The sequence below is a fragment of the Sulfurisphaera tokodaii str. 7 genome (assembly GCF_000011205.1).
GTDB classification, from domain to species: domain Archaea; phylum Thermoproteota; class Thermoprotei_A; order Sulfolobales; family Sulfolobaceae; genus Sulfurisphaera; species Sulfurisphaera tokodaii.
This window is the reverse complement of record NC_003106.2, coordinates 906369-930879: the sequence shown is the minus strand read 5'-3', so window position 1 is coordinate 930879 and position 24511 is coordinate 906369. Positions and strand designations below refer to the sequence as shown.

The following is a 24511-nucleotide window of genomic DNA, read 5'->3' as shown; positions in this document are numbered from 1 at the left end:
AAATCAGAAGGGGCGTGGGTATGTCTAGTTTAAACTCTCTTAAACAAATTAAAAAACCTTCATGCCCATTTGGAAGGCACTGCTTTACAGACTCCTCAGTTTGTGGGCATATAGGCGAATATGCAGAATGCCCGCAAAGACTTGAGGACAAAATCCACGCCGAAATGAAGGAAGGGGGGTACAGAGGAGAAGACCCCTACACGCTCTTCAGGGGGGTGAGGAAAGGTGAGTGAGAGACTGCAGTGGGCTAAAGAGTTTGTAGAAAGCGGATATGCGATTATTCCTATTGACCCTCAAAGCAAAAAGCCCGTGATTAAGGAGTGGGAGAAATATAGCACTCAGCCACTGAGTGATGAGGATAAGCAGAAATTCCTAAAGATGGTTGAAGATGGATATAATTATGCAGTCGTTTGCGGTCAGCACGGTCTCGTGGTTTTGGACTTTGAGAATAAGGAACTGCTGAAATCGTGGATTGGTGAGTCTGTAGTAAACGATATTTGCAGTAAGACGCTCTGTGTAGACACTCCTCACGGTGGACTGCATATATACCTAATATCTAATGATATACCACCACACAAGTTCAACCCCGCATTTGTTAAAGATAACGAGACCGTGATGGACCTACAGAGTTACAAAAGTTACGTATTAGGACCCGAGTCTTGTATTAACCACAAGAACTGCAGTACCGATAAGTGTCCATGGAGAGGACAAGACTACACCACGTGCTATACTGCAGAAATGCCTTTGGGGAATGTTATCTTAGGGTCAGATGTTGACCTAAAAGGGTTACTGAAGTTCTTTATCGAGAAGGGTAAAAAGTTAGGGATAGAACCCTCAGCACGGCTCTTAGAGTGGTTGGGTGATGAAGTAAAGAAAGAGGATGAGAAATTGGAAAAGCTCAAAGAGGAAATGGCGAAATACGACCGCTTTAAGGGTAAGACAGTTGAGGCGATAAGGGAAGAGGTGTGCAAAGAGATATCAAAGGAATTAGAGGAACTGAAGGGGAAGGACGATAAGAAGAGCAAGAAATGGTCTGCAATACTCACCACGGCTGAATCCGCGGTATGTGAAGGGAAAACATATGCCGAAATAGGGATAGATAGGAGTAGAGGAGATTGGGCCTTTTATTACGTCCTATTCTCACACGGTGCAACTAACCTAGATGTTTTGGAACAACTCCTTCCCTCAGACAGTAAAGTCTTTGCACCAAAATGGGACAAGTACTATGTCCACACCGTGAAGAAGGTGTGGGAAAAAGTTAAGCCATTATTAGAATTTCAGGCTCAAGTGAAAGGAAAGAAGGAGAAAGAGGCTAAGAAGATAGCAAAATCAATAATCACGGGTACTATCCTCAGACTCCACAAAATCAAGACGTTCTATCAGGTCACGGGGCATAATCAGGCAGTGATAGGGGTCTTCAAATGGGACAAGAAGAAAGGGGTCTACACGCCGTTTGATAAGGGGTTGAGGAAGGAGATAAGGGAAATAGCAGAGATGTTAGAAATAAGGTCGAGAGACAAAACATTAGCACAACTCAGCAAACGTGATGTTGACGACATATTTGACGAGATAAAGGACTTGACACTCACGCCGTTACCCAAAGAGCCGTTGAGGATTGCCTTCAAGAACGGGACACTTGAATGGACTGAAAAAGGCATTATTTGGTATGACGCAAAAGAGAGGAGTCCTAAGGTTTATTCTTTCTACTACCTACCGTGGGAAGTTAAGGTTGAAGAAATAGAGAAGTTCATGAATAAGGAGATAACAGTGAAAGACATTGAGGAATTAGCCTCACGGCTCTGTCCTAAGAGCCTAGAGACCTTTAAACAGTGGGTTGATGACAAATGGGTACTCCTATTTGAAATAATTGGTTATACTTTATACCCCGAAATTAAGTTCAGAAAAGCGTTTATGGTAATCGGGTCAGGTGGTAACGGCAAGTCCACATATATCAACCTTATAAAAAAGATATTAGGAGATTATGCAGTCAGCATTTCACCACGAGAACTCTTTGACCCCCAAAATAGGTTCATTGCGGGGAACCTCTACCACAAGTTAGCGAATGCAGTGGCTGAGTCTAAAAACTACACGATTGAGGACATGGATAGGTTCAAGAGGCTCACGGGCGGGGACTGGATAACTGCAGACGTGAAGTTCAAAGACCCGATAACGTTCAAAAACATTGCGAAACTAATTATTGCCTCAAATAACATGCCCGCAGTGAGGGATACTGACGATAAGGCGTTTTGGCATAGGTGGGTATTAGTCGAGTTCCCTCACGAGTTCAAAGACAACGACACGTGGTTTGACAAAGTGTTCACTGAAGAGGAGATTAACGGGATAGTTACGACTTCAATTATGGCAATATCACGCGCGTTCCAGATGGGGCATTTCGACTTTGAGCAGAACGAGAAAGAGGTCATGGACTTATGGCTATCACATATCGATAGCGTGTATAGCTTTGTGAAAACTTATGCCGAGAAGGGGATACTCACGGTCGACCCGAAAAACGGTGATTTGGTAGTGGAGAAAAAGAGGCTATACAAGATGTATAGGGACTATTGTAACACAATGGGCTTTAGAGGAGTAGGGCCTAACTCCTTTTCACGTAAGCTTAGAACATATTTCAACATTTCAACAGACCGCAAAGTAGTCGGCTACAAAGACGGCAAACCGATAAGGAGAAAGTTCCTAGTGGGGATTGGGATAAACGAGTTAGAGGCTTATAGGCAATTAAACCACGAGACGACTATTGATGAGATTAAAGAATTCCTAAATTATATTAAGGAAAATAATAATACTATAAAGGAGTTTACAGATATAGTCAAAGACTTTGGCGATAGAGATAAGGCTAATAAGTTTGTAAAGTTCTGCCAAGACCACAGATTTTGTGAGCCGAGAGGAATGGATATTTTCGAAATTCATCTAGACTAACACTGTGGTTTTGAATTTTTTGAAATTCAATTTTTCAACTGTCATGTACATTTTATGGCACGGTTTCCCAAAAAAATGTTATAATTTCTTTTCGTTTTGCGCCCCGTGAGCGAAAAAATAATATAACAAATTTTTGGGAAATCGTGCCATAAGTAGTCAGCCCCGTGATATTATTACTAAGCTCATGTTAAAATTCAATGCAAAAAATTGAATTTATCTAACGACCCCCCATGAGACCATAAAGCCCGTGATTTATTCAATTTTTTGCATGATTAAGGAATCTTTGCCACTCCCTTTCAACTTCACGGCTGAGCATGGCAATAGCCCCGTGCTTAAAAGCTTTTATAACGGAAAAGGGGCATAAATTAAATATGGGTTATAGGGTTTTCTCAGCCGGGCAATATAAGATACGTCAGAGAGGGAAGAAGTATTATGTTTACAAGATAGAGAAGGATTCTAATGGTAACGTAAAGGAAACTTACATTGGTCCTTTAGATAAGATCGTGGAAATAGCATTGGGGGTTTTAGGGGGTGTCCCCCTAACACAGTGGACCGGCCGGGATTTGAACCCGGGACCTCTCGGTTGCAAGCCGAGCACTCTTCCAGGCTGAGCTACCGGCCCAATAAATTAGATTTAACTAAACGATTTAAAATTTTTGTTAAGCTTAACACACAAAGTATGCTAAATTATAATAGACCTAAGTGACCTTGCTAGAGAATAATAGATAGTAAAGTTTTTCTTTCTTATTGATACGTGCTGATTCAACATCAATTTATAAGGAATTGAATGAGGCAATAATTATCTGTTAGGGTAAGAAAAAAGAAAAATATTGATGTAACTTATATTTCTTAAAGACTGCTAAGAAGGTTTAAAATGAAATTAAATATCTAAGCTTCATCATAAGATACGTATAATGAAAATCAAATTTTACTGATTTTTATTTAATAAATAGAGTAAACTAACGATTTCTTCGATATCCCGGTGTTTTTTATACATATTGGCTAGATGAGGAAAATTAAGCCAGCTTAATATTGAGGTAACATTGAGAGGATTTTCTTTAAAACTCGCAGAATCATAATCTATTATATACACTCTATCAGGCTTAACTATCACATTTTTGTAAGGTCTAGCTAATTCCTTATGTTCAATCTTTTTATCTTCTAATTCTTTTGCTTTTCTAAGTAAATCTATTATAATATCTATCTTCTCTTCTCTAGTTAAATGTCTTCCATCAATATATTCCATAAGTATAAAATTTCTACCGTAATCATGTATTTTTGGGGCAACTGGGAATGCTTTTATTTGAATCTTAGCTTCTATCTCTAATGTTTCTTTAGGAGAATCACTTCTTCTGATCTTTATTACTTTATTATCGTCAACCAGAACTACTATTCCGGTTTTTCCTTTCCCTATAACATTCACCTTACCTAAGTTTATAGGACCAAAAGAGTAAAGTTCCTTTATACCATGTTCTATTAATTCTCTTTCAATATTTTCATCATATCTTGGATAAATGAAATCCCTCACTTTAACCAACTTGGTGTTTTTCTTAGGAATAAGTTTATCCAAGGGTCATCTACTTCCTCAGTAAGCCACTGTAATTCATAAGTAAACTTCTGCTTAAAGGATAAATTCCTTTTTATTATTTCTTCCACTGTATATCTTCTTCTCTTAATAGAGTATAGCCTACCGTCTTCGCCAATCCATACATTCTCATTTTCTTCTATGAAATTTTTTACATTATGCAGATAAAAGTAAGGACCTACATTTAGATAATACTCACCAATGCTCTTACTTTCTAATTGTATACCAATAGTTATATTCTCAGCATCCCCCCAAGCAGAAATATCAATAACCCTATAGCCTTCATGACTTATTAATGTTTTTAACTTTTCCACATTTCTCCATACTTGTCCCCATATTATATCTTCCACAGTACTTTCCTCGATTTTCACTTTCACGAGAAGAATATCACCTTTTATTGTTTGCCTACCCGGTTTAGAGGGAAAAAAGAATTCCATAGAAGGTTTCTCAAGATAAATTTTTGAAGCTAAAGCGAAAGTTGCTAAGCTTTTTAATGATACGGCTGATGATGCATTCCTTTTAGGATCTACGGGATCGGGAACGATTAATGGGGAATCAAATTCTTTCTTTGGTCTCACTAATTCTATTCTAACTGGTGGACGAAACTTTGATGCATTTCTAAGAACTTCCTTGAATGAACCATAATAGATTATTAAAAGCTCAGTAACATAACCGGAAAATCCTTTAACTTTAATCTCTGCTCCATATACTCCGATTCCTTTCAAAAATCTCTTTAATAGTCTTACTTCGTCTCTCCCTTTTTCATCTAAATGAGAAATCACATACTTAGTGTGAAACGGGGTTCTATCCGCTGCAGTAATCGCCTCTTCTCCAGACTCTATACTTAAGGCCGGAACCACATCTATCTCAACATCATCAACGTACACTATCAAATAAGGATGTTCAGCATAGGCAATTTTATAGTTCAAATCACGGAATCTTTCTATTAATTCCTTTAAAGCCTTCTCTCTAAGATATTCTTTACCCACACTTTTAGGGAAAAATACGAAAATATCTATATCAGTATCTCCTTTTAGCCATGTACCTTTCCTGAATGAGCCCTCAATTTCTGCATTATAACCCTTTAGTCTATCTAATATAATCTGAGCTCTTTCCCTTAGCTTTTCCTCGTCTTCTTTACTAGGTTTTATTCTCTTTAGAACTTCCTCCTCTATTGTCATTAGAGGTCACTTCTAGTAATGGGTCATATATTGGTCCTTTAGGTGTTAAGGTACTCTTAAATAAAATTATCTTATTAACGATAATTTCTCCAAACTCTATATTCTGATACTCATTAATCACATTAACTAAATTCATCATATTTGAAGGACCTTTAACTCTGCCAATTGTCAAGTGAGGGGTAAATTCTTTTTCATCTTCTGGTCTAATGCCTCGAGCTAGTAATTCTTTCAATAAGTTACCTCTTATTGTCCTTAATTGCTGTAATCCTCCTTCAATTCCTATCCAAACTACTCTAGGTCTAGATAAATTAGGAAATGCACCAGCTCCTTTTAGTTTTATTTTGAAGGATTGAAAATCTATTCTAGCAACAGCTTCTTTTACTAAATCTAATTTATTTTCCTGGATTTCGCCGATAAAAACAAGAGTTATATGTATATTGTATGGTTCAACAAGTTTTACATCAGCGCCAGTCCTTTTAACAGCTTCCATAAATTCAAGAACTTTAGGAAACTGAGGAATATCAACTGCTGTAAATAGCCTGATCAATTTTTATATCCCCATTAATGAGATAATTGGTGGTCACTAATTAAAATAATTGCAATTACTGGTATGCCCGGATCTGGAAAAGGGGAACTTGCAAAGCTCCTCAGAGAAAAAGGAATAAAGGTAATTACTATGAGTGATGTCTTGAGAGAAAAGTATTATAAAGAGGCAAAAGAAGGGGAAAGATTAATGGATTTTGCAAAAAGAATCAGAGAGTTATACGGAAAAGGAGCTGTGGCTAAACTTTGTATAGAAAAAATTGGAAAAGAAGAGATTGTAGCCTTTGATGGAGTAAGGAATTGGGAAGAGATAGAGGAGTTTAAGAAGATAGGCAATGTAACTATAATTGCAGTTCACTCTCCTCCAAAGCTAAGATATGAAAGACTTCTCAAAAGAGGTAGAAAGGATGATACTTTAACCGTAGAGGGATTAATGAAAAGAGATTGGGAGGAATTAGAAATGGGAATAGGAAATGTAATAGCGTTGGCTGATTACATATTAATTAATGATTCTACGATAGAGGAATTTAAGAGTAAGGCAGAAGAATTATTAAAGCGAATATTATGACAAAGATTATCATAGAAGTAGAGGTTAGACCTTCAGAAGATGAGAATAAAGTACTTCAAGCTATTAGAAATTTATTTGATTTTGAAAATCTGAAAGAAGAAAAAAGTGGCTACACAAAGATACTAGTTGCAGAATCGCACACACTCCTTAGTTTACAAAAGTTTCACAGAAAATTAAGGGAAGAGAGAATTCTTGATGCAGCAAGAAAGTATTTAACTAAGAATCTGATCGGAAACGTTATTACTTTTATGTTAAATAAACAAGCTGCAGCAGTAGGAAAAATCTCTTTTGTAGATGATGAAAAAGAATCCCCTCTAGGGCCTATAAAGGTAACAATAGAGTACAAAGACCCTCAAGCGCTTATTGATTGGTTAACCCCTAAGACCGCTAAAGGCGTTCCTCTTTGGGAGAATCCTATTCCTTCTGACGAATAATATAATAAGATAATGGTTCAGCTACAAAAGTTTTTTCAAAAATTCTTTTAGCCTTTATTAGCATTTCGTATGTATCATCATATCTTGGACTTATGTGAAAAAGAGCTAACCTTTTCACATTAGCTTTTAATGCTACATATGCTGCATCATAACTATTTGAATGTCCATATTTATAAGCTTCTTTTTCATCAATAAAAGTAGAATCATGGATAAGAAGATCCACATCTTTTACAGCATTTATAACCTTCTCACAAGGTCCCGTATCTCCCGTATATGCAATTCTTATACCCTTTTTTACTATTAAATAATCTTCCGGTAATAGAACTTTTCCATTTATTTCCACTCTTTTTCCTTCTTTTAGCATCCTTATAATTCTCCAATCCTTTATTCCCTCTTTTCTCAATTTATCAATATCAATCTTTAGTCTATCCTTTTCCTCAAATAAATATCCTTGTGATTCTATTGTATGGCATGTTTCAAAAGTACTAATCTTAATATTTTCGTCTTCGTATTTATCTATTATCTGTATCTCAAAATTTGGGTAAAAATAAGTTTTTTTAAAAATATCCTCTAGAAATTCTTTTAATTCTTTTGGTCCCATTAAAAGTAATGATTCTTTTCTACTATACATACCCATGGTTTCGATCATTCCAGGTAAGCCTAAAACATGATCACCATGCATATGAGTAATTCCAATGAGTTTTATTTTCATAAAACTAAGATTATGCTCCATCATCCTCCATTGGGTTCCTTCACCACAATCAAATAGAGCATCAAAACCTTCCCTTCTAACCATAATTGCTGGTAAGCCCCTTTTATTAGGAGCTCCTCCACCAGTACCTATAAAATATACTGTAATCATTTTTTTCTTACCACGTATATTGCTCTGCTTAAACTTTTATGCTCATAAATAAAATGGATTGAAATATCATTAAAACCAACTTCCTTTAACTTATCTCTCCAATCTAATTTAGAGTCCGTAGTAAAAACTAAAGTACGCGTTATATTGCTTGCCGAATAGAAGAAGCCCTCATACAGATTGTTTATCCCCTCCCTTACACTTACAGATCTACCATAGGGAGGATCAGTAACAATAGCTTCAATATTATTAAAAGGTAAAGATGTTGCATCTCCTCTTAAGATATCACATTCATAACCAAAGTACCTTAAATTAACTAAGCTCTTTTCTATCATTTTACTATCAACATCAAGACCAATACAATTAAGTCCTAACCATTTAGCCTCTATTAATATTGTCCCGGTTCCTACAAAAGGGTCTAGGATCGTTTTTCTACTTTTAGAAAGATTAACCATTAGTCTACCTATGTCTGGAGATAAAGTACCAGATTGAGAATAAGGCTTTTTAGAATGCTTAAATAAGCTTTCATTATCCTTTTCCTCAACCCTAAGACCAGCTATAATTAATCCTTCTGTAAAGATCAAATCCATTTTTTTACATTTCTTTGATACTTTTATATTATTTATAATTCTATCATATATAGATAAAAACTCACTTTTATATTCCTTAGTTATAACAGTAGGATCAACGGAAAAACATTCACCCTTTATATTTTTTACTATTTCATTTACATCATGGGATATAGCAATAACTCTCCCACTATATTTAATTAAACTTGATCTTTTGGCAACATTATTAGGTTCTTTATTAAATAAGGCTACACCATGATAATATTCTACTTCATCAGAATCTATTATTGCTTTAAGTTCTTCTAAGGATAAAAATAGATTATTCTGGTTTAAAATAGCATAAGATTTCATATTTTTCTCGCTATAGCTGGTGATACATCAACTACTGTTACTTTTGATGGATCTTGTGGTATAGTATTAGTTGTTACAATCTCCTTAACTCCACTATTAATTAATTTTTCGTAGGCATTATCCAAAAATAATGAATGCACAGCTACAGAAATCACTTTCCTAGCACCATGCTCATAAGCAGCTCTCGTAGCCTGGATCATTGTGCCTCCAGTGCTAATTATGTCATCAACAATAATCACATCTTTTCCACTTAGCCTTAATTCTGGTAAATTCTTTATTCTAACCTCTCCTGTATCTCTATCTCTTTCTTTTTCTATATATGAATACTCTGCATTAAGTTGTTCAGCTAATCTTTTAGCTCTTTCCAAAGCTCCCCTATCTGGTGCCAAAACAAATGGTTTCTCAACCTTTTTACTAACTTCTTTAGCTAGTTCTGGCATTGGATCGGCAATTTTAACTTCCTTACCAAAATAGCTTAATTCCTCCTCTTTATGTGGTTCGATTACTATTAATACGTCAGCACCAGCTCTAGCAATAGCATTGAGGATTGTCTTTATGCTTAATGCTTCTCCTTCCTTAAATCTTCGATCTTGTCTAGAATATGCTAAATAAGGAACTATAGCTGTAATCTTATTATTCTTCATATCTGCTAATGTTTCTAGAATTAAGAGTAATTCAACGAAATGTTTATCTTGTGGTGGATATAATGATTGGACTACTAAAATCTCTTGATTTGTTATATGTTGTGGAATTCTAATATATGATTCTCCGTCTGGAAAAACCTTGTGTTCTACCTTCAGAAGAGGAACTGAAATAATTTTTGATAAATTTTCATCTATCCCGTTTGTTGCTGTTCCTCCAATAATAATCATTAACTATTTAATTTAGGGAGTAGTTTTTAAGATTAAACTCGGGAATAGTATGTACTTCATATTTATCCTAGGCACAGCTGGATCAGGCAAAACAACATTAGTGAAATCTCTTCAAGATTATTTACTAGATAATGAAATGGATACTGCTATAATAAATTTAGACCCAGCAGTGGAACAAATTCCTTATAAACCAGACTTTGACGTAAGAGAATTAGTTGATGCATTTGAAGTGATGGAAAAATATGGTCTAGGGCCTAATTCTTCGCTCATTGCTTCTATAGATCTTTTATTGACAAAAGCAAAGGAGATTAAGGAAGAGGTAAATAGAATTGAAGCTAATTATGTTATAGTAGATACACCGGGTCAAATAGAATTATTTGCCTATAGAGAAACTGGGAGAATTCTCTCTTCACTTATAAGTGAAGGAAATAAATCAGCCTCAGTTTTCTTGATGGACTCTTTTCTGGCAAAAGATGCTAGAAGTTATATCTCTCTTCTGTTACTTTCCAGTTCGATAAAATTCAGATTAGTGATGCCGCAAGTATTAACACTATCAAAAGCTGACCTATTAACACCACAAGAGTTAGAAAGAATAAGAAATTGGATAGAAGAAGGAAGCATTATAGATGATTTGGGAGTGATTGATGAGTATTCATATGAACTTGCCAATACAATTATAGAGAATTTGGATAATATGCCCATACCTGTATCCTCAATTACTGGAGAAGGACTTGATGAGCTTTATGCTGAACTCCAAAGAATATTTGCTGGAGGGGAGGATTACCTAACAGAAGAACCAAGTCCTAAGCTTTAAAACTCTATTTCGATAATGACTTATATATGAGAGTTAAAGTTATTGACGCAGATGCTTTTTCATATATTTTTAGAACATTAGAGGAATTTATTGATGAAATAACACTTGATTTTACCTCAGATGGACTAAAAATTAGGGGTATTGATCCTTCTAGGGTTACTTTTATTGATATTTTAATTCCTGCCGGTTATTTTGAGGAATATAATGTAGAGAAGGAAGAAAAAGTAGGAGTAAAATTAGAGGATTTTACTGATGTATTAAAGACTGTTACAAAGAACGATAGCTTGTACTTAGAAACAGATGAAAATCAAAACATAAAAGTTACTCTTGATGGTGTATATGAAAGAACATTTACTTTTCCATCAATAGTTGCTTCTGAGATAGAAACTCCAAATTTAAACCTAGAATTTCCATTTAAGGCAAAGGCTCTTACAGTCACATTTACGGATATAATAGATGAAATAGAAGATATAGGCGGAGACTCAATTACATTTAAAGCTGAAGGAGGAAAACTATACCTTTCTGCAAATTCAGACATGGGATCTTCTACTATAGAATTGTCAACAGAGAATGGAGGCCTTTTAGAAAGCGAAGGAGGAGATGCAGAGAGTGTATATGGACTTGAGTATGTAGTAAATACGTCAAAAATGAGAAAACCTTCAGATACTGTTGAGATAGCCTTTGGATCGCAAATACCATTGAAACTAAGATATAATTTACCTCAAGGGGGGTATGCAGATTTCTACATTGCACCAAGAGCAGAATAAGATAATTAAGATTCTTTTTTCAGAATATTATGAGAAAGCTGAGTTAGATTTACCAAATGATATGGAACTAAGAGAATTTGCATATCAGCCCTTTGATTCTGAAACATATGTAAGACACTTATCCTTTTCATCACCACAGGAGTTAAGGCAGTATATACTTCAAAACGTACCATTACATCTATATTACTCTTCAGCAAGATATCAATTACCTTCAGCAAAAGAAATGGATGAAAAAGGATGGTTAGGCTCAGATTTACTTTTCGATTTAGATGCTGATGAAATATGTGAAGTTAAAGTAAGAAGATTTTGCCCTCAAGATGGATATGAGACTCTAGCTTCTAATTGTAACGGAGAACCTCCAATTGAGTATGCTGAAATAACTACTGAATGCATTATGAAAGTTTTTGAAAAAGCTCTTCTTATTAGAGATATTCTTAAGGAAGATTTTGGACTTAATGCACGAATATTCTTTTCTGGAAATAGAGGGTTTCATCTTAGAGTTACTTGTTATGAAGACTGTGCACTGCTTGATCCAGACGATAGGAAAGAAATAGCTGAGTATTTCACATCTCCAAAACCCCCAGTTATATATGAAGGAAATCCAGGTTGGTCTGGAAGAATAGCAAAAGGAATAGAAGGTATTAATATTGATACTCAAGTTACTATTGACATTAGAAGACTAGTTAGAATCCCTGGTTCATTAAATGGAAAAGCTGGATTAATGGTTGTGGAAATAAAAAATGACAAATTTGAATACGGTGAATGGCTATCCCCATTTGATGGTGATTGTATATTTTTACCATATGTTTCGGCAGAGTTAACACTATTTAACAATAAGTATACAGTTAAGAGAACTTATCCAATAAAAATTGATACAAGGATAGGAGTATATTTAGCATTAAAAGGATTAGGAAAGGTGAAAGCATATGTTAGATGAGATAGTATTAAATGAAACCTTAAAAGAGGAACCTACTGAAATACAGTTAAAAGATTTAAACCAGTTAATAGTGCAGCTGAGAAAACTTAGGAGAAAATATAATGATGAACTACATAAAAAAGAAATTGAAATTTATGAAGAGCTGGCAGAATCACTTTTTGAACTAAGAATTAGTAAACTTGTTGAAGGAAAGGAAATAAAAGGATTTGATTCTGATTTTTTGCAAGTTTTAAATTTAATGAAGATAATTTATACTAATTTCCTTTCTGGAAAATATTTTAATCTAGAAGACAAGATATTATGTTATGTCAATGTTAAATTTTCTATGAAAAATAAGACTCTTCATCCGGGTGACTTAATTTTATTGCCTTTAAGACAAGTTTTAGCTTTAATAACCTTAAACTATATTACTCCATTAGAAGTAGAATGAAAGTTCCCAAAGTTATAACTACATATTGCCCTAAATGCAAAACTCACACTGAACATTCTGTATCCTTATATAAAGGAGGTAAGAGAAGAACACTCTCAGAAGGACAAAGAAGATATGACAGAAAGAATATAGGTTATGGAAGCAAAAGAAAACCAGAGCAAAAAAGATTCGCTAAAACAACAAAGAAACAAACACTAGTATTAAAATGTCAAAAATGTGGATATACTATAATGAGAGAAGGATTAAGAATGAAGAAGATTGAACTAGTTGAGGTGGTTAAATGAAGGCAAAATTCAAAGTTTTAATTCCAGAACCTAAAAGCAAATTTATTAGAATAAAATGCCCTAACTGCGGAAATGAACAAACAGTGTTTAGCCACGCAACTTTTCCAGTGAGATGCTTATCTTGTGGCACACAACTTGTATATCCTAGGGGCGGTAAGGCTAAAATAGTCGGTGAAACAGTTAGAATACTAGGTTAAAAATGATTTATAATAAAAACCCTATTCCAACTGAAGGAGAAATTTTAATTGCAACTGTAAAACAAATTTTTGATTATGGTAGCTATGTAACTCTAGATGAATATGGAAATCTTCAAGCCTTCTTACCTTGGAGCGAAATTAGTAGTAGATGGGTAAAGAACATTCGAGATGTGATAAAAGAAGGTAGAAAGATAGTTGTGAAAGTAATTAGAGTGGATAAAAGAAAAGGAACTATAGATGTATCTTTGAAAAAAGTTACAGAAGATGAAAAAAGAAAGAAAATGTCACAGTGGAAGAAAATACAAAAAGTTGATAAAATTCTAGAGATAGTTTCTCAGAAAATAAATAAGACAGAAAAGGAAGGATGGGAACAAGTAGCATGGAAACTTGAAGACAAATACGGCGATGCTTACGATGCATTAGTTAAGGCAGTTAAAGAGGGAGACTCCATACTTAAAAATGCTGGTGTTCCCGAAGTCTGGATTAAACCTCTAATGGAAGAAATTGGGAAACATATAGAAGAAAAAAGAGTTAAAAAAAGTGAAATAGTTACTCTAAGAAGCAGTGACCCAGCTGGAATTGAAAAAATAAGAAAAGTCTTAGGAGCAGCAGTCGAAATAGCTGAAAATGCTGATGTTGACATTAAAATTTACACTATTGGTGCTCCTAGATATAGGATAGATATCATAGGCACAGATCCGAAGCTTCTCTCTAAAGTAATGACCGAAATATTAGATAATATAAGAGAAATAAGTAAAGAGGAAAAAGTAGAATTTAATGTGGTAAGAAAATGAAATGGAAAATAAAAAAATGCCCTAAGGATTGCACATACACTTTAAAAGATATATGCCCTATTTGTGGTACTCCTACAATTATTCCCCATCCAGCTAGATTTTCTCCGGTAGACAAATATGTAAAATATAGAATAGAAATAAAAAAAGGGATAAAATTAAATTGTTAAGTATTTATTGTAGTCCCATTTTCTTGAATTATTAAGGGTAGAATAACATTTGGTTCTACAAACTGATAAACTACAACAATAATATATACTATTGCTTCCCCGCCTACTGCAGGCTCAGCAGTAACTGGATAAAGTGAAATATATACTGGTCTAAAGTAGGGTAAAACCACATTTGGCAAAATACCACTAGGATTAATTAAAGTAGCATTACCACCAAGTGCTGAAGATAACTGACTTAATGATATTGAAAATGGAGCCTGAACCGGACCTTGATTTAATGCTTGAACTCCTTCAATAAACATGTTAACTATCAATGAATTATATGCTTTGGGCGTCCAAGCCATTGGCAATGAGTTAGCAACTATTGAAGCTAATTGAGTTTGTCCCGCCTCGGCTAAAGTTGTTGCGGTTTCATTAACATAAGTGAAATTAACATAACTATACATGTTATAACCAGCTATAATTGTCATTGCACCCATTGCCTTAGCAATATCGCCCAAACTTGTAGTATAACCTATAAATTCTCCGGGAAAGTTTGTTGGATAACCGATAAACCATACTGATTGCCCAGAACTTGAAATGTATTGGGTTACAGCATCGTAAGCTACTATATATACTGGAATAGTATAGTTAGGACTTCCGTAAGGATACAAATGAAAATCGCTCTCTAAAACATTAACAGCAAAACTCTCATTGTTTAGAAACATTTCCGCCATAAGCTTAATTTGAGTACCATTAAGCGTATTATTTTCATCAATAACACTCCGATTACCCACTACTTCAATCCAATATCCATAATCCCACCAACTTAGTATAAAGGCGTTCTTAGGTGTATTATGATTTATCCAATCTAATGCTGATATCCATGCATAATTAGTAGTTAAAAATGAGGTTGCCGCATTATAAATAGCTGTAGGTTCATAACTAATTTCCATTGATATCCCAGCATCAGCTAATAGAGATACACCAATAATTCCTAGCATGATTAATGGTGCTATTCTTATACCCCTAGACTTACTTTCTGCAAATCTATTTGCAATCTCAGCAACACCTAAACCAGCTAATGCTGCAACAATATATGCGGTATAATTAAACAAATATGGTTGCTCTGAAGTTCCATAAATACTTGCAACGCCTAAAATTAAGAGCCATAAACCAGGTAATTGAGCCCTTCTAGTAATTACGAAGTACATTCCTATTATAGAAAGAAATAATGATATTCCGAAATCTTGAATCATTGCTGTTACAGGTTGAGGAATATATTCAGCTACTGTCCTATCTATAGGTACTGAGAACTGGTAGAATGGATTAACTATTGCATAATATCTTGATGGTATTGGAGATTTTCCTAAAGCGGCTAAACCTAAAATTCCTAATGCTAGAATAAATACTATTGCAGCACCAATTAGTATGTTCTTTGAGTCTAATATTTCTTTAGGAATAATTTGTCTAATGTAAAGCTCTATATAGAGGAATAATGGAATTACAAGGAGTGACAAACCGTGAGCTAACCCTGACATGAAACCAATATTATTCGGAGCCAATGACGTAAGAAAAGCTGAAGTAACAGCCAATATAGTTAAGGTCTTTGCAGTAATCTCATCATTTTTATTAAGCAACACTAAGAGGAAGGCAGAAATTGCGAGACTTAAGTCAATATAAGTATACCCTCCCCACGTAATATTAGCTAAAAATATCATTATACCTGCTGGAATACCATAAAGAGGGTTCTTTCTCTTAATAGCAAGAGTAACGAAGTATATTGAAAAGAGTACAAATACTCCACCCCATGAAGTTTTTGGTAATCCACCAAGTAAGTTCTTGTATGTAAGTGATGGAGAAACTGCAACTATAGCAGCTGCAATATATGCACCAATTCTGTTCTCAGTAATTACATCAATAGCGAGGAATGCAGCAACTACTCCTAAACCATCTAAAAGTATATCAGAGAGAACTGCAACTGTATATACTGCATTAGAACCAAATTGCCCATAAAAAGGTAATGAGAACAAGGAGACTAGCCATGGTAATCCGATAGTATTTCCCAGTTCTATGAAATAACCCCATGGAAACCAACCATGAACATCTGGTGGTACAGCATACCAGTTTCCACCACTCTGGGCAATTAAAAGGGCATTATAGAAAAGATACCAAGGATCAAACTCATTTACACTTTGAGGAAAGGCAAGCATATTTACTGTTCTTATTAGAATAGATACTATAACTAGTCCACTTATAACAGCAACGTCAAGAAATTTAAATTTATCAAATTTAGGAATAACCTTAGTACTTGACTGCATCGAAATACCTATTTATTTAAGTTATATAAGCTTAATCCATAAACACGAGTTTGGTAAATTAATAAAAATTATATTTAAATTTTAAATTACATATAATATAATAATAAAAATTTTTAATATATTATATCAATATTTTATTTTCATTTACATTCTCCATAAAATATAAGCATACACCGTTAGTTACGATACTTTCTGTGGGAAATCATGTATCAAAAAATTCAAATATCTCTTGAGTAATCCATTACTAGAGGGACCGTCGTCTAGCCTGGACTAGGATGCAGGCCTGGGGATAAATCCCTAACCAGTACGCCTGTGGTCCCGGGTTCAAATCCCGGCGGTCCCATTACCAATAGTTATCACTTCTTTCTCTTAATATTACTAAAATCATTAGTAATGCTATAACAAATACAGTTATTACAATTATGGCAGATTTTAAATCTATATTATTTGTCTGTAAAGGAGCATCTGTGTTTTCACCACTTACCACTTTAATTTGAGGAACAGAAATTGAAATAGCGGTAGAATTAACTACAACTATGTAATTACGTACATCGTTAATAATATAAGGAGCAGACTTGTAATAAGCATTAGCCGCATAAACTTCTATCTCATTTTGTCCAATTGTAAGATTAAACGTGAAAGCCGTATTAGTAGTGTTAGTTATTAGCTTACCATTATCGTAAATCAAATAGTATTCAGCACCTGAAACTTTGCTCCAGTTTAATGATACCGTATTTAACGTAATAGACCAGTTAACAGTTGGTGAGGCTGGTTGAATATAATAAATCAAAATGAAAGCATATTTTGTTATTCCAACTATGTTAACAGCCTCCAAAGATATATTATAAACACCAAATGGGACCTTAACGAAATACGAAGTATTTGTGGTACTCACATTAAGCAAAACAACATTTTCTTTACTTACTGTTAATATATATTTAGCCTTAGAAGTAGAGTTCCAACTTACTAGAAAGCCATTTATCTTCTTATATACCGTAACTGTGAGATTAGCTTTTGATGCAGCTATGAAAGAAACTGATGAAATACTACTATTCCCAATCTTATTATACGCAATAAGCTCTATCGTATAAAGTTCTCCAGCAGTTAAATTGGTAAGGACATAAGATGTAATATTACCCACATTTATTCCTTTACCATTCACATAAAGATAATAACCCTCAATAGGATATCCTCCATTAAATGTATCATACCATGTTAGAGTTGCATTAAGGTTTCCGATTTTCACTTTAATAATTGGCGGATTAGGAACCGAAGATGGTGTTGCAGAAATAATATCTGAAGGTGTACCATTTCCAAGAGAATTATATGGAACTATTTGGATATAATACGTTACACCATCCTTTAAATGCTTAATAGTGTACGAAGTTACATTTCCCACGTTTATGGTTACTTTTTGAGAAAAGTTTGACCAATAAGTTATATAATATCCAGAGGCATTTGTATCATACCATTTTACTGTAATAGTTTCGTTACCGCTTGCTATTGACGCTATTTGGGGTTTAGGCGGAGGAAGATAAATTGAAACTGTTTGCATTGCATTAGAAGGAATATTACCTGGTCCAAAACCACCTAGAATAATTAACTTATTCCCTATCTGTACACTGGTACTAAATTGCGTAGGTATTTGCTCTTGAATGTTCGTATTTCGCCATGTACCATTATAATAATATAATATTTCTCCTAGCTGATATGCTCCACTAACATAGTATAAACCTCCAACAAGGTACATATATCCATTGTAATATCCCAAGACTCCACCAGCTTCAACGCCCGGTAATGAAGGAAGTGAAATCCATGTATTATTTTCTGGATAATAGACAAAAACTGAAGAAGTTAGAGTTGCAGATTGGGTAAATCCACCAACCACGAACAAAGCTGAACCGTTAAAATAATATGCAGAATATGCTAATCTCAAAGGAGCATTACCAATAATTTGCCAAGAATTTGTCTTCAAATTATATACTTGAATATAATTTACTGGAGGAACTAAAGAATTACCAGAGTAATTCATACCACCTATAACGTAAATCTTATAGTCATAGGAGAATACAATTGCACCATAAACTGGAATTGGCATAGAATTAGTTATCACTTTCCACCCATTTCCAATAAACTCAAGAATACCACCAAATATGGAAGTTGAATTAGCTCCTCCTACTACATAAAGAGTATTATTACATACAGTTGCACCAGCTGAAGATAAAGAGAAAGGTAGACTAGGACCTAAATACCAACTTCCATTCTCGTAAACGTATACGGAATTAACTGGTGTACTATATAAATTTTCTCCACCAATAAGGAAAATTTTACCATCATAATAAGCTGATGTAGCATAAACCAGAGAGTCTGGAATTGCTTGATTTATAGAAGTGGTAAATTCTATGTAAGCCGTACTTAACGTAGGGAAAATCAATATTACTAAAACCAAAGCCAAAAGGGTATTCCGTTTCATGATTTACTAATCTATTAAATAATACTTTATAAATCCTACCACAAGATTAGCTAAAATACTTTGAGACTATCCAATAGGTTAAACTCTCAAAAAGTCTAGCAAACTTTAGAAAATATGGTTCGATCTTTAATTTAGAAGGAACATAAATTTCTCTCTTTCCAGTCTTTATAGCTTTTACAACTGCATTGGCAACTTTATCTGGAGTTACAGCATATTTGCTAAAAATATCCTCTGAATTCTTAAATGAAGGATGAGAAGTAAAATTAGTTTTTACCGGCCCCGGATAAATACCACTAACTTTAACGTTATATTTCCTAGCTTCTGCCCACAAAGCATTGGTAAATTGTGCTAATCCTGCCTTAGCAGCTGAATAAACAATGAGTTTAGGTGTAGCAACATATGCTGCTTCAGAAACAATATTAACTATACTACCTTCCCTCTGCCTTACCATGATAGGATATACAGACTTAATAAAATATAATGGTGCAACAAAAAGAGTCTTTATCATATACTCTTCCTCATCCAAAGACGTTTCAAGAAAAGAACCATAGATACCAAAACCAGCGTTATTAACTAAAACATCTATTCTTCCAAACTTCTCATATACTTCCTTCACAATTCTAAAATCATTTTCCTTATCTGTAACATCGGCCTCATATATAATATCACCAACTTCTGCTTTACTCCTAGATATAGAAACTACAGTATATCCTTCATTTTTCAGCTTGATAGCTATAGCCTTACCAATTCCTTTAGAAGCACCAGTTATAATAGCAATTTTCATAATCTACCTTACCTTAAACCATAATCATAAACTTTTACCCAAATGCTTTTTTAAAGTTTCTTTCTACGATCTTATTAACTTCCTCTTCGGAAGTCCCTTTAAGTTTAGAAATTTCTTTAATTGCTTCAACTATGTGGACAGGCTCTAATAATCTACCTTTATATTCGTAACCTCCATCACTTTCTGTTAATATTATATCTAAAGGTGACTTAATAACTATATTCTGGTGTTTTTTCTGAAAAGTTACTGAAGGATTTACTGTTATAAAATATCCAGCTCCTTCTATTTCTTTTAATAAATTTTCTGGGCCAGTATACCAGTGAAAGATCGCTCTTTTAACATTATGTTTTTGTAAAATATTGAAAGCATCTTCCCATGCATCGAGGGCATGAACGTTAATAAGTTTTTTCTGGTTAGAAGCCTCTTCAGCAAAAGCCTCAAAATATTTTAATTGAATGGATTTATCAGCCTTAGCATATCTATAATCTAATCCTACTTCCCCAATAAAATCAGCCTTTCTTACTAACTCTAAAACCTTATTTAAATTCTCTTCATGAACCTTCCATGGATGTATTCCAATACCAGCTAAAATATCTGGAGATTTTAAGGAAAGAGTTTCTATAGACGTAGAATAATCCATCGAAACCGCTGCTATTATGAAGTTTTCATATTTTTTCTTTAAATAAGAATAATGACAATGAGCATCATAATAATACATATAAAAAAGAAAAAGATATGACTTAATAAATTTCATTCACACTTATGTTTATCTTACCATAGAAATTATAAAACTCTAATTCCAATTTACCACCACCAATAAAGTATTTGGAGATGTCAGTACCAGAATATGCTATAATGAGAGTAGAATTGTCATACACTTTTACATTAAAAGGAGTGTCTGACTTAATAGTTAGGCTAATATTTCCAGAGCCCGGAAGATTAATAGGATATATATATGTACCAGAAGAATTTGCATAAACACCTATAGTAGAGGAATAGTTAAAGTAGTGTGTAACGTGGGTTATAGTAGTTGTATCTACATATTTTGCATTTGAGGATGGATTTGAAGTTATATAATGATTAAAATAGTATTCGTATCCTATGACCGCTATTAAGATTAGAAAAGTAGCTATGAGGATCTTGCCTAACATATTTTCTAACTGAAAAGAGATGAATTTATAAAATCGATAACTAAATATTACTTCTCTGAACACGTGACAAGACATTACTGCTTTTCCATGTTGCTAGAGTTAAGAAAATAATAGCTAAGGAAGCATAACCCATAATTAGTCCCCATTTACCAGCTGAAACTATGCCAAAAGAATTAACTAACGCACCCATAATAATACTACCTATGCCACCTATTATACTTCCTAAGTTATATGTTAAACCAGTTAACATACCTCTGACCTCTATAGGTACGGATTCTACGATTAGTAATGGTGCTAATGGCCAAAAACCGGTAGCAATAGTATATAAAAGTAAACCGAACGTAATAAAGCTAGACTGCTCAATCACAGCCAACATAAACGGTAAACCTATCATCTCACCAATAACACCATACATTATTAATTTCCTCTTACTAAATTTGTCTGAAGCCCTACCAAATGCTATAAAGGAGACCGCTAGCAAAACGTTAGATAAGAACATTAAAAAGCCTACATAATCTTTACTTATTTGAATACTTTCAAGAAATTCTGGGTATACTGCAAAAATTGAATAATAAGAGAAAAACATTCCAGAAATAACAATAGTGCTCCTTATTATAACTGATAAATAGTCAGCAATATTAGCTTGAGCCTTTATATTTTCTTTCCTAAATGTTTTTACATCATTAACCTTAGCTAGAATATAAGGAACTAGAAAAATCGGTATAGCACCAGTTAAAAGAAACATCCTCCAATTAGTAGAAAAGAAAATATAAACAAGTCCTGTTAAGGCATAACCGAGCCCATAACCGGCTTGAACTATTCCATTTATTATTCCCCTCATAGAGACTGGTGCATTTTCATAAGCAATAACAGTACCAGCAGTCCATTGAGCACCCATGAAGAGTCCTTGAAGACTTCTAGCTAATAAAAGTATGAAAACATTAGGAGATAATGCTAACAAAACCTGAGATAAAGAGTATCCTGCAGTGCCTAAATTTAAAACCACTTTCCTTCCATAAATATCTGCAAACTTGCCGAATACATAACCGCCTATTACTCTAAAAATTAAGCCTAAGGAAAAAAGTAACGTACCGATAACTGTTGATGCACCAAAACACTTATACAATTCTTCATAAACATAAGTAATAATAAGGAGATCGTAAATATTACCGGCCCATGCAAATGTAGAAGCGATTGTTGCATGAACCTATTTTTCCATATCTAAATACTAATGTAAATGGGTTTAAACTTCTGTTTTAATAAAAAGAATAAGAATATTTAAATTTTGTATTATCAAATAAGTAATTATAATATTGGATTAAGCGAGCAAATTATTCATAACGCAGTCACTATGTTATATTTCCGCAAGTTTTAACATATAATGGATACGTTATTAAATGCGTGTACATCGATCATATCTATAATAGACCTTTTTCCCCTTTTCTTCAATTTTCTAAAATGTATTAAGACTTAGATGATATAATAAATATATAGACCTTTTTGCTTACTATGATGGTAATTTAAAAATTATTAACGTTATAATACGAATAGTTTCGGACAACTCTCTCTAATCTACTTATAATTAATCTGAGGGAAGGTTCTAATATAAAGATTTACGTAATATAGGGTATAGAGAATATATTAATAGACCTCAGAGTGTAATATTGGTGGCTTACAATTCCCATAAAATACGTTTGTAGAAATTGTGGTTATGTTTTGTATAAATTTGAAAAGGTAGGACAAGATTTTTATGGAGTAAGAACCCCCTCAGAAATTAAAATAATATTTGGTGGTAAGTGTCCAAAATGTGGTCACGAATTATCTATTCCTAAACTAGAAGATATACATATAAAAGTTAAAAATAAGATCAAACCAGTAATAGAATAATCAAGATAATAAAGTTTTAAATAAAAGAGCTTCTTTTCTACTAATATTAATAAGTTATAATTTATCAAAAAGGTAAATTAGAAATTTTCGTTAGGACAATAGTAATCACAATAATAATTATAAAGATATAGAACTATAAGAATTTTTAATTTCCTCTATATTACTACTAACTAATGCATACATCATTAACCTAAAGCAAGTGGGATAAGGCTTGCATGAGACTTAGTATAAAAGTATAAGATACCTTTTAAAACTTTCTCCGATAATTTTCTCATGTTTAATTATGAGCTTCTAGAAATATAAAATTTTTTAACATAAATAGCTACAATTCTGCAATTTTTCATTAAGTGCTATCTTAAACTAAAGGAAAAGAAAATTGTGATAAAAGCTTTGAATAAGCAAAAGTATTACTTGATTTATCTCAAGTAAGTTTAATATTGCTGTATAAGTATAATTTATTGATAATGACTATTATTGTTAGAAAGACTCATGAGAAGGATGGGAAGAGGATTTATATTAGAATTGGTGAGAGTCCTCCGGCTGTAAAGGATGGTAAGATAAAGGATGGGGCGTTCTTTATAGTTGTTGGCGATGATGAAGGAGAGAAGAAGATAAGATTAACTGATCAAGAAGCATTAGATATAGCTCAAAGAATACTAACAATTTACCAACTGCATATAAGGATTTATAGGAAATTAGACAAAAAAACTTATCAAGAATATAAGCATAGAATGGAAAGCCAAACTATTGATGAAAGATTAGAAAATGAAATAATAAGATACCTCATTAAATCTGGTGGCGAAGCAACAGTTGAAGAAATAAGAGATCTACTAAGTGTTAAACACGCAGACTACCTTCATACAATGGAAAGAAACGGATTAGTAATAATTGATGGAAATAAAGTCATACTAAACATGAAAAAATAGCCATTATTATAATATTTATACTATTGAAAATATAAATATACTATCTTATTAGGCTAATTTAGCTATGCTTACTTAACGTAAATACTTATAGTTTGCTCAATTTTCTTAGGTGCTAATATTGTTAAACTCTTTTAAATTCTAAATCAAGCGTTAAGTTGAAAATAAGATTAACATTAGCTTAGATAAACTTTAATTGACCCGCAAAAAAGAGTGTAGAGGAAATTTTATAAAAGTGAAATTATACTAGCTTTTAAAATGAAAGTTATTAAATATGATGTGAAGGTCAAGGTTGAGACTAAAGACCCTAAAAGAGAATTTGCAAAATTACATGGGTTACTAATTGGGAGATTTACAAAAGATGAGAGAAAATATAAGGAGCAAGTTAATAACATACTTCAAGGTAAGGCAAAATCATTAGAAATTAATGGTATAAAAACGAGTATAAATGAAAACGTATTAGAAGTAGAAGGTATCAAATTTAGGAAATTAATAAATGTAAGAAAATTTATTGATGAAACAACCAAAAAATATGAAATGAAATGTGGACAATTAAACAGGTCAGAAAACTTATTAACGAAGCAATGTGAAGGAGAAAACGTAAAGGTTTACTTCGAGATTAAACCAGAGAGAATTAAACCCATAAAGAAAACTGCTGAAGAAAAGAAAGAAGAAAGTAAAGAAACTCAACAAAGCAAGTCTTAAAT

At 33.4% G+C, this 24511-nt stretch carries 27 protein-coding genes, 2 tRNA genes and 1 pseudogene; 17 read left to right on the top strand and 13 right to left on the bottom strand.

Going from position 1 to position 24511, the window contains the following annotated elements:
- The first annotated feature begins 20 nt into the window (after positions 1 to 20).
- The 3 genes and pseudogenes from STK_RS05270 to STK_RS14560 all read left to right on the top strand — a co-directional run.
- On the top strand, positions 21 to 233 hold the full coding sequence (locus tag STK_RS05270; protein WP_052846927.1) for a hypothetical protein: 213 nt from the start codon (positions 21 to 23) through the stop codon (positions 231 to 233).
- The gene (locus STK_RS05265) at positions 226 to 2934 is read left to right on the top strand and encodes a phage/plasmid primase, P4 family (protein WP_010978952.1); all 2709 of its coding nucleotides are present in this window, start codon (positions 226 to 228) and stop codon (positions 2932 to 2934) included. The genes STK_RS05270 and STK_RS05265 overlap by 8 nt, the downstream gene beginning before the upstream one ends.
- 314 nt (positions 2935 to 3248) lie before the next feature.
- Positions 3249 to 3449: pseudogene (locus tag STK_RS14560) on the top strand (putative integrase); the annotation flags it as partial.
- Between the two features lie 33 nt (positions 3450 to 3482).
- Here STK_RS14560 and STK_RS05260 read toward each other — a convergent pair.
- The 4 genes from STK_RS05260 to thpR form a co-directional block, all read right to left on the bottom strand.
- Positions 3483 to 3556: transfer RNA gene (locus tag STK_RS05260), tRNA-Ala, on the bottom strand.
- A 306-nt stretch (positions 3557 to 3862) separates the two neighbouring features.
- Entirely contained in the window at positions 3863 to 4471 is a 609-nt protein-coding gene (locus tag STK_RS05255; protein ID WP_052846443.1) for a serine/threonine protein kinase, read from the bottom strand.
- Positions 4459 to 5700, bottom strand: a complete 1242-nt coding sequence (gene cca, locus STK_RS05250) for a CCA tRNA nucleotidyltransferase (protein ID WP_010978948.1) — start codon at positions 5698 to 5700, stop codon at positions 4459 to 4461. Before cca ends, STK_RS05255 begins: the two co-directional genes overlap by 13 nt.
- Positions 5660 to 6244, bottom strand: coding sequence for an RNA 2',3'-cyclic phosphodiesterase (gene thpR, locus STK_RS05245; RefSeq protein WP_052846926.1), 585 nt, complete (start codon positions 6242 to 6244; stop codon positions 5660 to 5662). The genes cca and thpR overlap by 41 nt, the downstream gene beginning before the upstream one ends.
- Positions 6245 to 6286: 42 nt before the next feature.
- Between thpR and STK_RS05240 the strand changes: the two genes are divergently transcribed.
- Positions 6287 to 6811 (top strand): AAA family ATPase, encoded by a 525-nt coding sequence (locus STK_RS05240; protein WP_269770910.1) that lies wholly within the window; start codon positions 6287 to 6289, stop codon positions 6809 to 6811.
- Complete coding sequence (locus STK_RS05235) at positions 6808 to 7245, top strand: RNA-binding domain-containing protein (RefSeq protein ID WP_010978945.1); 438 nt, start codon at positions 6808 to 6810, stop codon at positions 7243 to 7245. Before STK_RS05240 ends, STK_RS05235 begins: the two co-directional genes overlap by 4 nt.
- On the opposite strand, the gene rnz is transcribed toward STK_RS05235, so the two are convergent.
- Genes rnz through STK_RS05220 form a run of 3 tightly spaced genes read right to left on the bottom strand, consistent with a single transcriptional unit; the run spans position 7226 to position 9896 of the window.
- Positions 7226 to 8107 carry a ribonuclease Z gene (gene rnz / locus STK_RS05230; RefSeq protein WP_010978944.1) on the bottom strand — a complete coding sequence of 294 codons (882 nt, stop codon included), beginning with the start codon at positions 8105 to 8107 and terminating at the stop codon, positions 7226 to 7228. The two genes, STK_RS05235 and rnz, sit on opposite strands and share 20 nt — an antisense overlap.
- Entirely contained in the window at positions 8104 to 9024 is a 921-nt protein-coding gene (locus STK_RS05225; RefSeq protein WP_010978943.1) for a TRM11 family SAM-dependent methyltransferase, read from the bottom strand. Before STK_RS05225 ends, rnz begins: the two co-directional genes overlap by 4 nt.
- The gene (locus tag STK_RS05220) at positions 9021 to 9896 is read right to left on the bottom strand and encodes a ribose-phosphate diphosphokinase (protein WP_010978942.1); all 876 of its coding nucleotides are present in this window, start codon (positions 9894 to 9896) and stop codon (positions 9021 to 9023) included. The genes STK_RS05225 and STK_RS05220 overlap by 4 nt, the downstream gene beginning before the upstream one ends.
- Before the next feature lie 49 nt (positions 9897 to 9945).
- Here STK_RS05220 and STK_RS05215 point away from each other — a divergent pair, with 49 nt between their 5' ends.
- From STK_RS05215 to STK_RS05180, 8 genes are read left to right on the top strand one after another with little or no spacing between them, the layout of a single operon-like run.
- Positions 9946 to 10710, top strand: coding sequence for an ATP/GTP-binding protein (locus STK_RS05215; RefSeq protein WP_010978941.1), 765 nt, complete (start codon positions 9946 to 9948; stop codon positions 10708 to 10710).
- A 26-nt stretch (positions 10711 to 10736) separates the two neighbouring features.
- Positions 10737 to 11477, top strand: a complete 741-nt coding sequence (gene pcn3 / locus STK_RS05210) for a DNA polymerase sliding clamp Pcn3 (RefSeq protein ID WP_010978940.1) — start codon at positions 10737 to 10739, stop codon at positions 11475 to 11477.
- Positions 11443 to 12414, top strand: coding sequence for a DNA primase small subunit PriS (gene priS / locus STK_RS05205; protein WP_010978939.1), 972 nt, complete (start codon positions 11443 to 11445; stop codon positions 12412 to 12414). Before pcn3 ends, priS begins: the two co-directional genes overlap by 35 nt.
- Positions 12404 to 12844, top strand: coding sequence for a hypothetical protein (locus tag STK_RS05200; protein WP_010978938.1), 441 nt, complete (start codon positions 12404 to 12406; stop codon positions 12842 to 12844). The genes priS and STK_RS05200 overlap by 11 nt, the downstream gene beginning before the upstream one ends.
- The gene (locus tag STK_RS05195; protein WP_010978937.1) at positions 12841 to 13128 is read left to right on the top strand and encodes a 50S ribosomal protein L44e; all 288 of its coding nucleotides are present in this window, start codon (positions 12841 to 12843) and stop codon (positions 13126 to 13128) included. The genes STK_RS05200 and STK_RS05195 overlap by 4 nt, the downstream gene beginning before the upstream one ends.
- Positions 13125 to 13325: a 30S ribosomal protein S27e gene (locus STK_RS05190; RefSeq protein ID WP_010978936.1), complete on the top strand. Its 201-nt coding sequence runs from the start codon at positions 13125 to 13127 to the stop codon at positions 13323 to 13325. Before STK_RS05195 ends, STK_RS05190 begins: the two co-directional genes overlap by 4 nt.
- Positions 13326 to 13327: 2 nt before the next feature.
- Positions 13328 to 14119, top strand: a complete 792-nt coding sequence (locus STK_RS05185) for a translation initiation factor IF-2 subunit alpha (protein ID WP_010978935.1) — start codon at positions 13328 to 13330, stop codon at positions 14117 to 14119.
- Positions 14116 to 14286 carry an RNA-protein complex protein Nop10 gene (locus STK_RS05180; RefSeq protein WP_010978934.1) on the top strand — a complete coding sequence of 57 codons (171 nt, stop codon included), beginning with the start codon at positions 14116 to 14118 and terminating at the stop codon, positions 14284 to 14286. The genes STK_RS05185 and STK_RS05180 overlap by 4 nt, the downstream gene beginning before the upstream one ends.
- On the opposite strand, the gene STK_RS05175 is transcribed toward STK_RS05180, so the two are convergent.
- Entirely contained in the window at positions 14283 to 16586 is a 2304-nt protein-coding gene (locus STK_RS05175; RefSeq protein ID WP_010978933.1) for an STT3 domain-containing protein, read from the bottom strand. The two genes, STK_RS05180 and STK_RS05175, sit on opposite strands and share 4 nt — an antisense overlap.
- A gap of 249 nt (positions 16587 to 16835) precedes the next feature.
- On the opposite strand from STK_RS05175, the gene STK_RS05170 reads away from it, so the two are divergent.
- A tRNA-Pro gene (locus STK_RS05170) sits at positions 16836 to 16929 on the top strand.
- Here the strand turns inward: STK_RS05170 and STK_RS05165 are convergent.
- The 5 genes from STK_RS05165 to STK_RS05145 are packed head-to-tail and all read right to left on the bottom strand — an operon-like array spanning position 16930 to position 22159.
- On the bottom strand, positions 16930 to 19059 hold the full coding sequence (locus STK_RS05165) for a fibronectin type III domain-containing protein (RefSeq protein WP_010978932.1): 2130 nt from the start codon (positions 19057 to 19059) through the stop codon (positions 16930 to 16932).
- A 46-nt stretch (positions 19060 to 19105) separates the two neighbouring features.
- The gene (locus tag STK_RS05160; protein WP_010978931.1) at positions 19106 to 19843 is read right to left on the bottom strand and encodes an SDR family NAD(P)-dependent oxidoreductase; all 738 of its coding nucleotides are present in this window, start codon (positions 19841 to 19843) and stop codon (positions 19106 to 19108) included.
- A gap of 34 nt (positions 19844 to 19877) precedes the next feature.
- Positions 19878 to 20561, bottom strand: a complete 684-nt coding sequence (locus STK_RS05155) for a TatD family hydrolase (RefSeq protein ID WP_052846925.1) — start codon at positions 20559 to 20561, stop codon at positions 19878 to 19880.
- Positions 20562 to 20583: 22 nt separating this feature from the next.
- Positions 20584 to 20994, bottom strand: coding sequence for a hypothetical protein (locus STK_RS05150; protein ID WP_052846441.1), 411 nt, complete (start codon positions 20992 to 20994; stop codon positions 20584 to 20586).
- 40 nt (positions 20995 to 21034) lie between these two features.
- Positions 21035 to 22159 (bottom strand): MFS transporter, encoded by a 1125-nt coding sequence (locus STK_RS05145; protein WP_420825189.1) that lies wholly within the window; start codon positions 22157 to 22159, stop codon positions 21035 to 21037.
- Positions 22160 to 22710: 551 nt separating this feature from the next.
- Between STK_RS05145 and STK_RS15180 the strand changes: the two genes are divergently transcribed.
- The 3 genes from STK_RS15180 to STK_RS15595 all read left to right on the top strand — a co-directional run bounded on the left by STK_RS15180 (position 22711) and on the right by STK_RS15595 (position 24509).
- Positions 22711 to 22881 carry a hypothetical protein gene (locus STK_RS15180; protein ID WP_198429749.1) on the top strand — a complete coding sequence of 57 codons (171 nt, stop codon included), beginning with the start codon at positions 22711 to 22713 and terminating at the stop codon, positions 22879 to 22881.
- 464 nt (positions 22882 to 23345) lie between these two features.
- On the top strand, positions 23346 to 23807 hold the full coding sequence (locus STK_RS05140; RefSeq protein WP_010978927.1) for a hypothetical protein: 462 nt from the start codon (positions 23346 to 23348) through the stop codon (positions 23805 to 23807).
- Between the two features lie 255 nt (positions 23808 to 24062).
- Positions 24063 to 24509 carry a hypothetical protein gene (locus tag STK_RS15595; protein WP_010978926.1) on the top strand — a complete coding sequence of 149 codons (447 nt, stop codon included), beginning with the start codon at positions 24063 to 24065 and terminating at the stop codon, positions 24507 to 24509.
- The last annotated feature ends 2 nt before the right edge of the window (positions 24510 to 24511 follow it).

Excerpts from the sequence above, each read along its gene's own strand:
- STK_RS05140 (WP_010978927.1), top strand. The coding sequence starts at position 23,346 with ATGACTATTATTGTTAGAAAGACTCATGAGAAGGATGGGAAGAGGATT.
- STK_RS05165 (WP_010978932.1), bottom strand. The coding sequence starts at position 19,059 with ATGAAACGGAATACCCTTTTGGCTTTGGTTTTAGTAATATTGATTTTC.
- STK_RS05180 (WP_010978934.1), top strand. The coding sequence starts at position 14,116 with ATGAAATGGAAAATAAAAAAATGCCCTAAGGATTGCACATACACTTTA.
- STK_RS05270 (WP_052846927.1), top strand. The coding sequence starts at position 21 with ATGTCTAGTTTAAACTCTCTTAAACAAATTAAAAAACCTTCATGCCCA.
- STK_RS05215 (WP_010978941.1), top strand. The coding sequence starts at position 9,946 with ATGTACTTCATATTTATCCTAGGCACAGCTGGATCAGGCAAAACAACA.
- STK_RS05195 (WP_010978937.1), top strand. The coding sequence starts at position 12,841 with ATGAAAGTTCCCAAAGTTATAACTACATATTGCCCTAAATGCAAAACT.
- STK_RS05220 (WP_010978942.1), bottom strand. The coding sequence starts at position 9,896 with ATGATTATTATTGGAGGAACAGCAACAAACGGGATAGATGAAAATTTA.
- STK_RS05185 (WP_010978935.1), top strand. The coding sequence starts at position 13,328 with ATGATTTATAATAAAAACCCTATTCCAACTGAAGGAGAAATTTTAATT.
- STK_RS05235 (WP_010978945.1), top strand. The coding sequence starts at position 6,808 with ATGACAAAGATTATCATAGAAGTAGAGGTTAGACCTTCAGAAGATGAG.
- STK_RS05155 (WP_052846925.1), bottom strand. The coding sequence starts at position 20,561 with ATGTATTATTATGATGCTCATTGTCATTATTCTTATTTAAAGAAAAAA.
- STK_RS05175 (WP_010978933.1), bottom strand. The coding sequence starts at position 16,586 with ATGCAGTCAAGTACTAAGGTTATTCCTAAATTTGATAAATTTAAATTT.
- STK_RS05200 (WP_010978938.1), top strand. The coding sequence starts at position 12,404 with ATGTTAGATGAGATAGTATTAAATGAAACCTTAAAAGAGGAACCTACT.
- pcn3 (WP_010978940.1), top strand. The coding sequence starts at position 10,737 with ATGAGAGTTAAAGTTATTGACGCAGATGCTTTTTCATATATTTTTAGA.
- STK_RS05160 (WP_010978931.1), bottom strand. The coding sequence starts at position 19,843 with ATGAAAATTGCTATTATAACTGGTGCTTCTAAAGGAATTGGTAAGGCT.
- priS (WP_010978939.1), top strand. The coding sequence starts at position 11,443 with ATGCAGATTTCTACATTGCACCAAGAGCAGAATAAGATAATTAAGATT.
- STK_RS05190 (WP_010978936.1), top strand. The coding sequence starts at position 13,125 with ATGAAGGCAAAATTCAAAGTTTTAATTCCAGAACCTAAAAGCAAATTT.
- STK_RS05150 (WP_052846441.1), bottom strand. The coding sequence starts at position 20,994 with ATGTTAGGCAAGATCCTCATAGCTACTTTTCTAATCTTAATAGCGGTC.
- cca (WP_010978948.1), bottom strand. The coding sequence starts at position 5,700 with ATGACAATAGAGGAGGAAGTTCTAAAGAGAATAAAACCTAGTAAAGAA.
- rnz (WP_010978944.1), bottom strand. The coding sequence starts at position 8,107 with ATGATTACAGTATATTTTATAGGTACTGGTGGAGGAGCTCCTAATAAA.
- STK_RS15595 (WP_010978926.1), top strand. The coding sequence starts at position 24,063 with ATGAAAGTTATTAAATATGATGTGAAGGTCAAGGTTGAGACTAAAGAC.
- STK_RS05225 (WP_010978943.1), bottom strand. The coding sequence starts at position 9,024 with ATGAAATCTTATGCTATTTTAAACCAGAATAATCTATTTTTATCCTTA.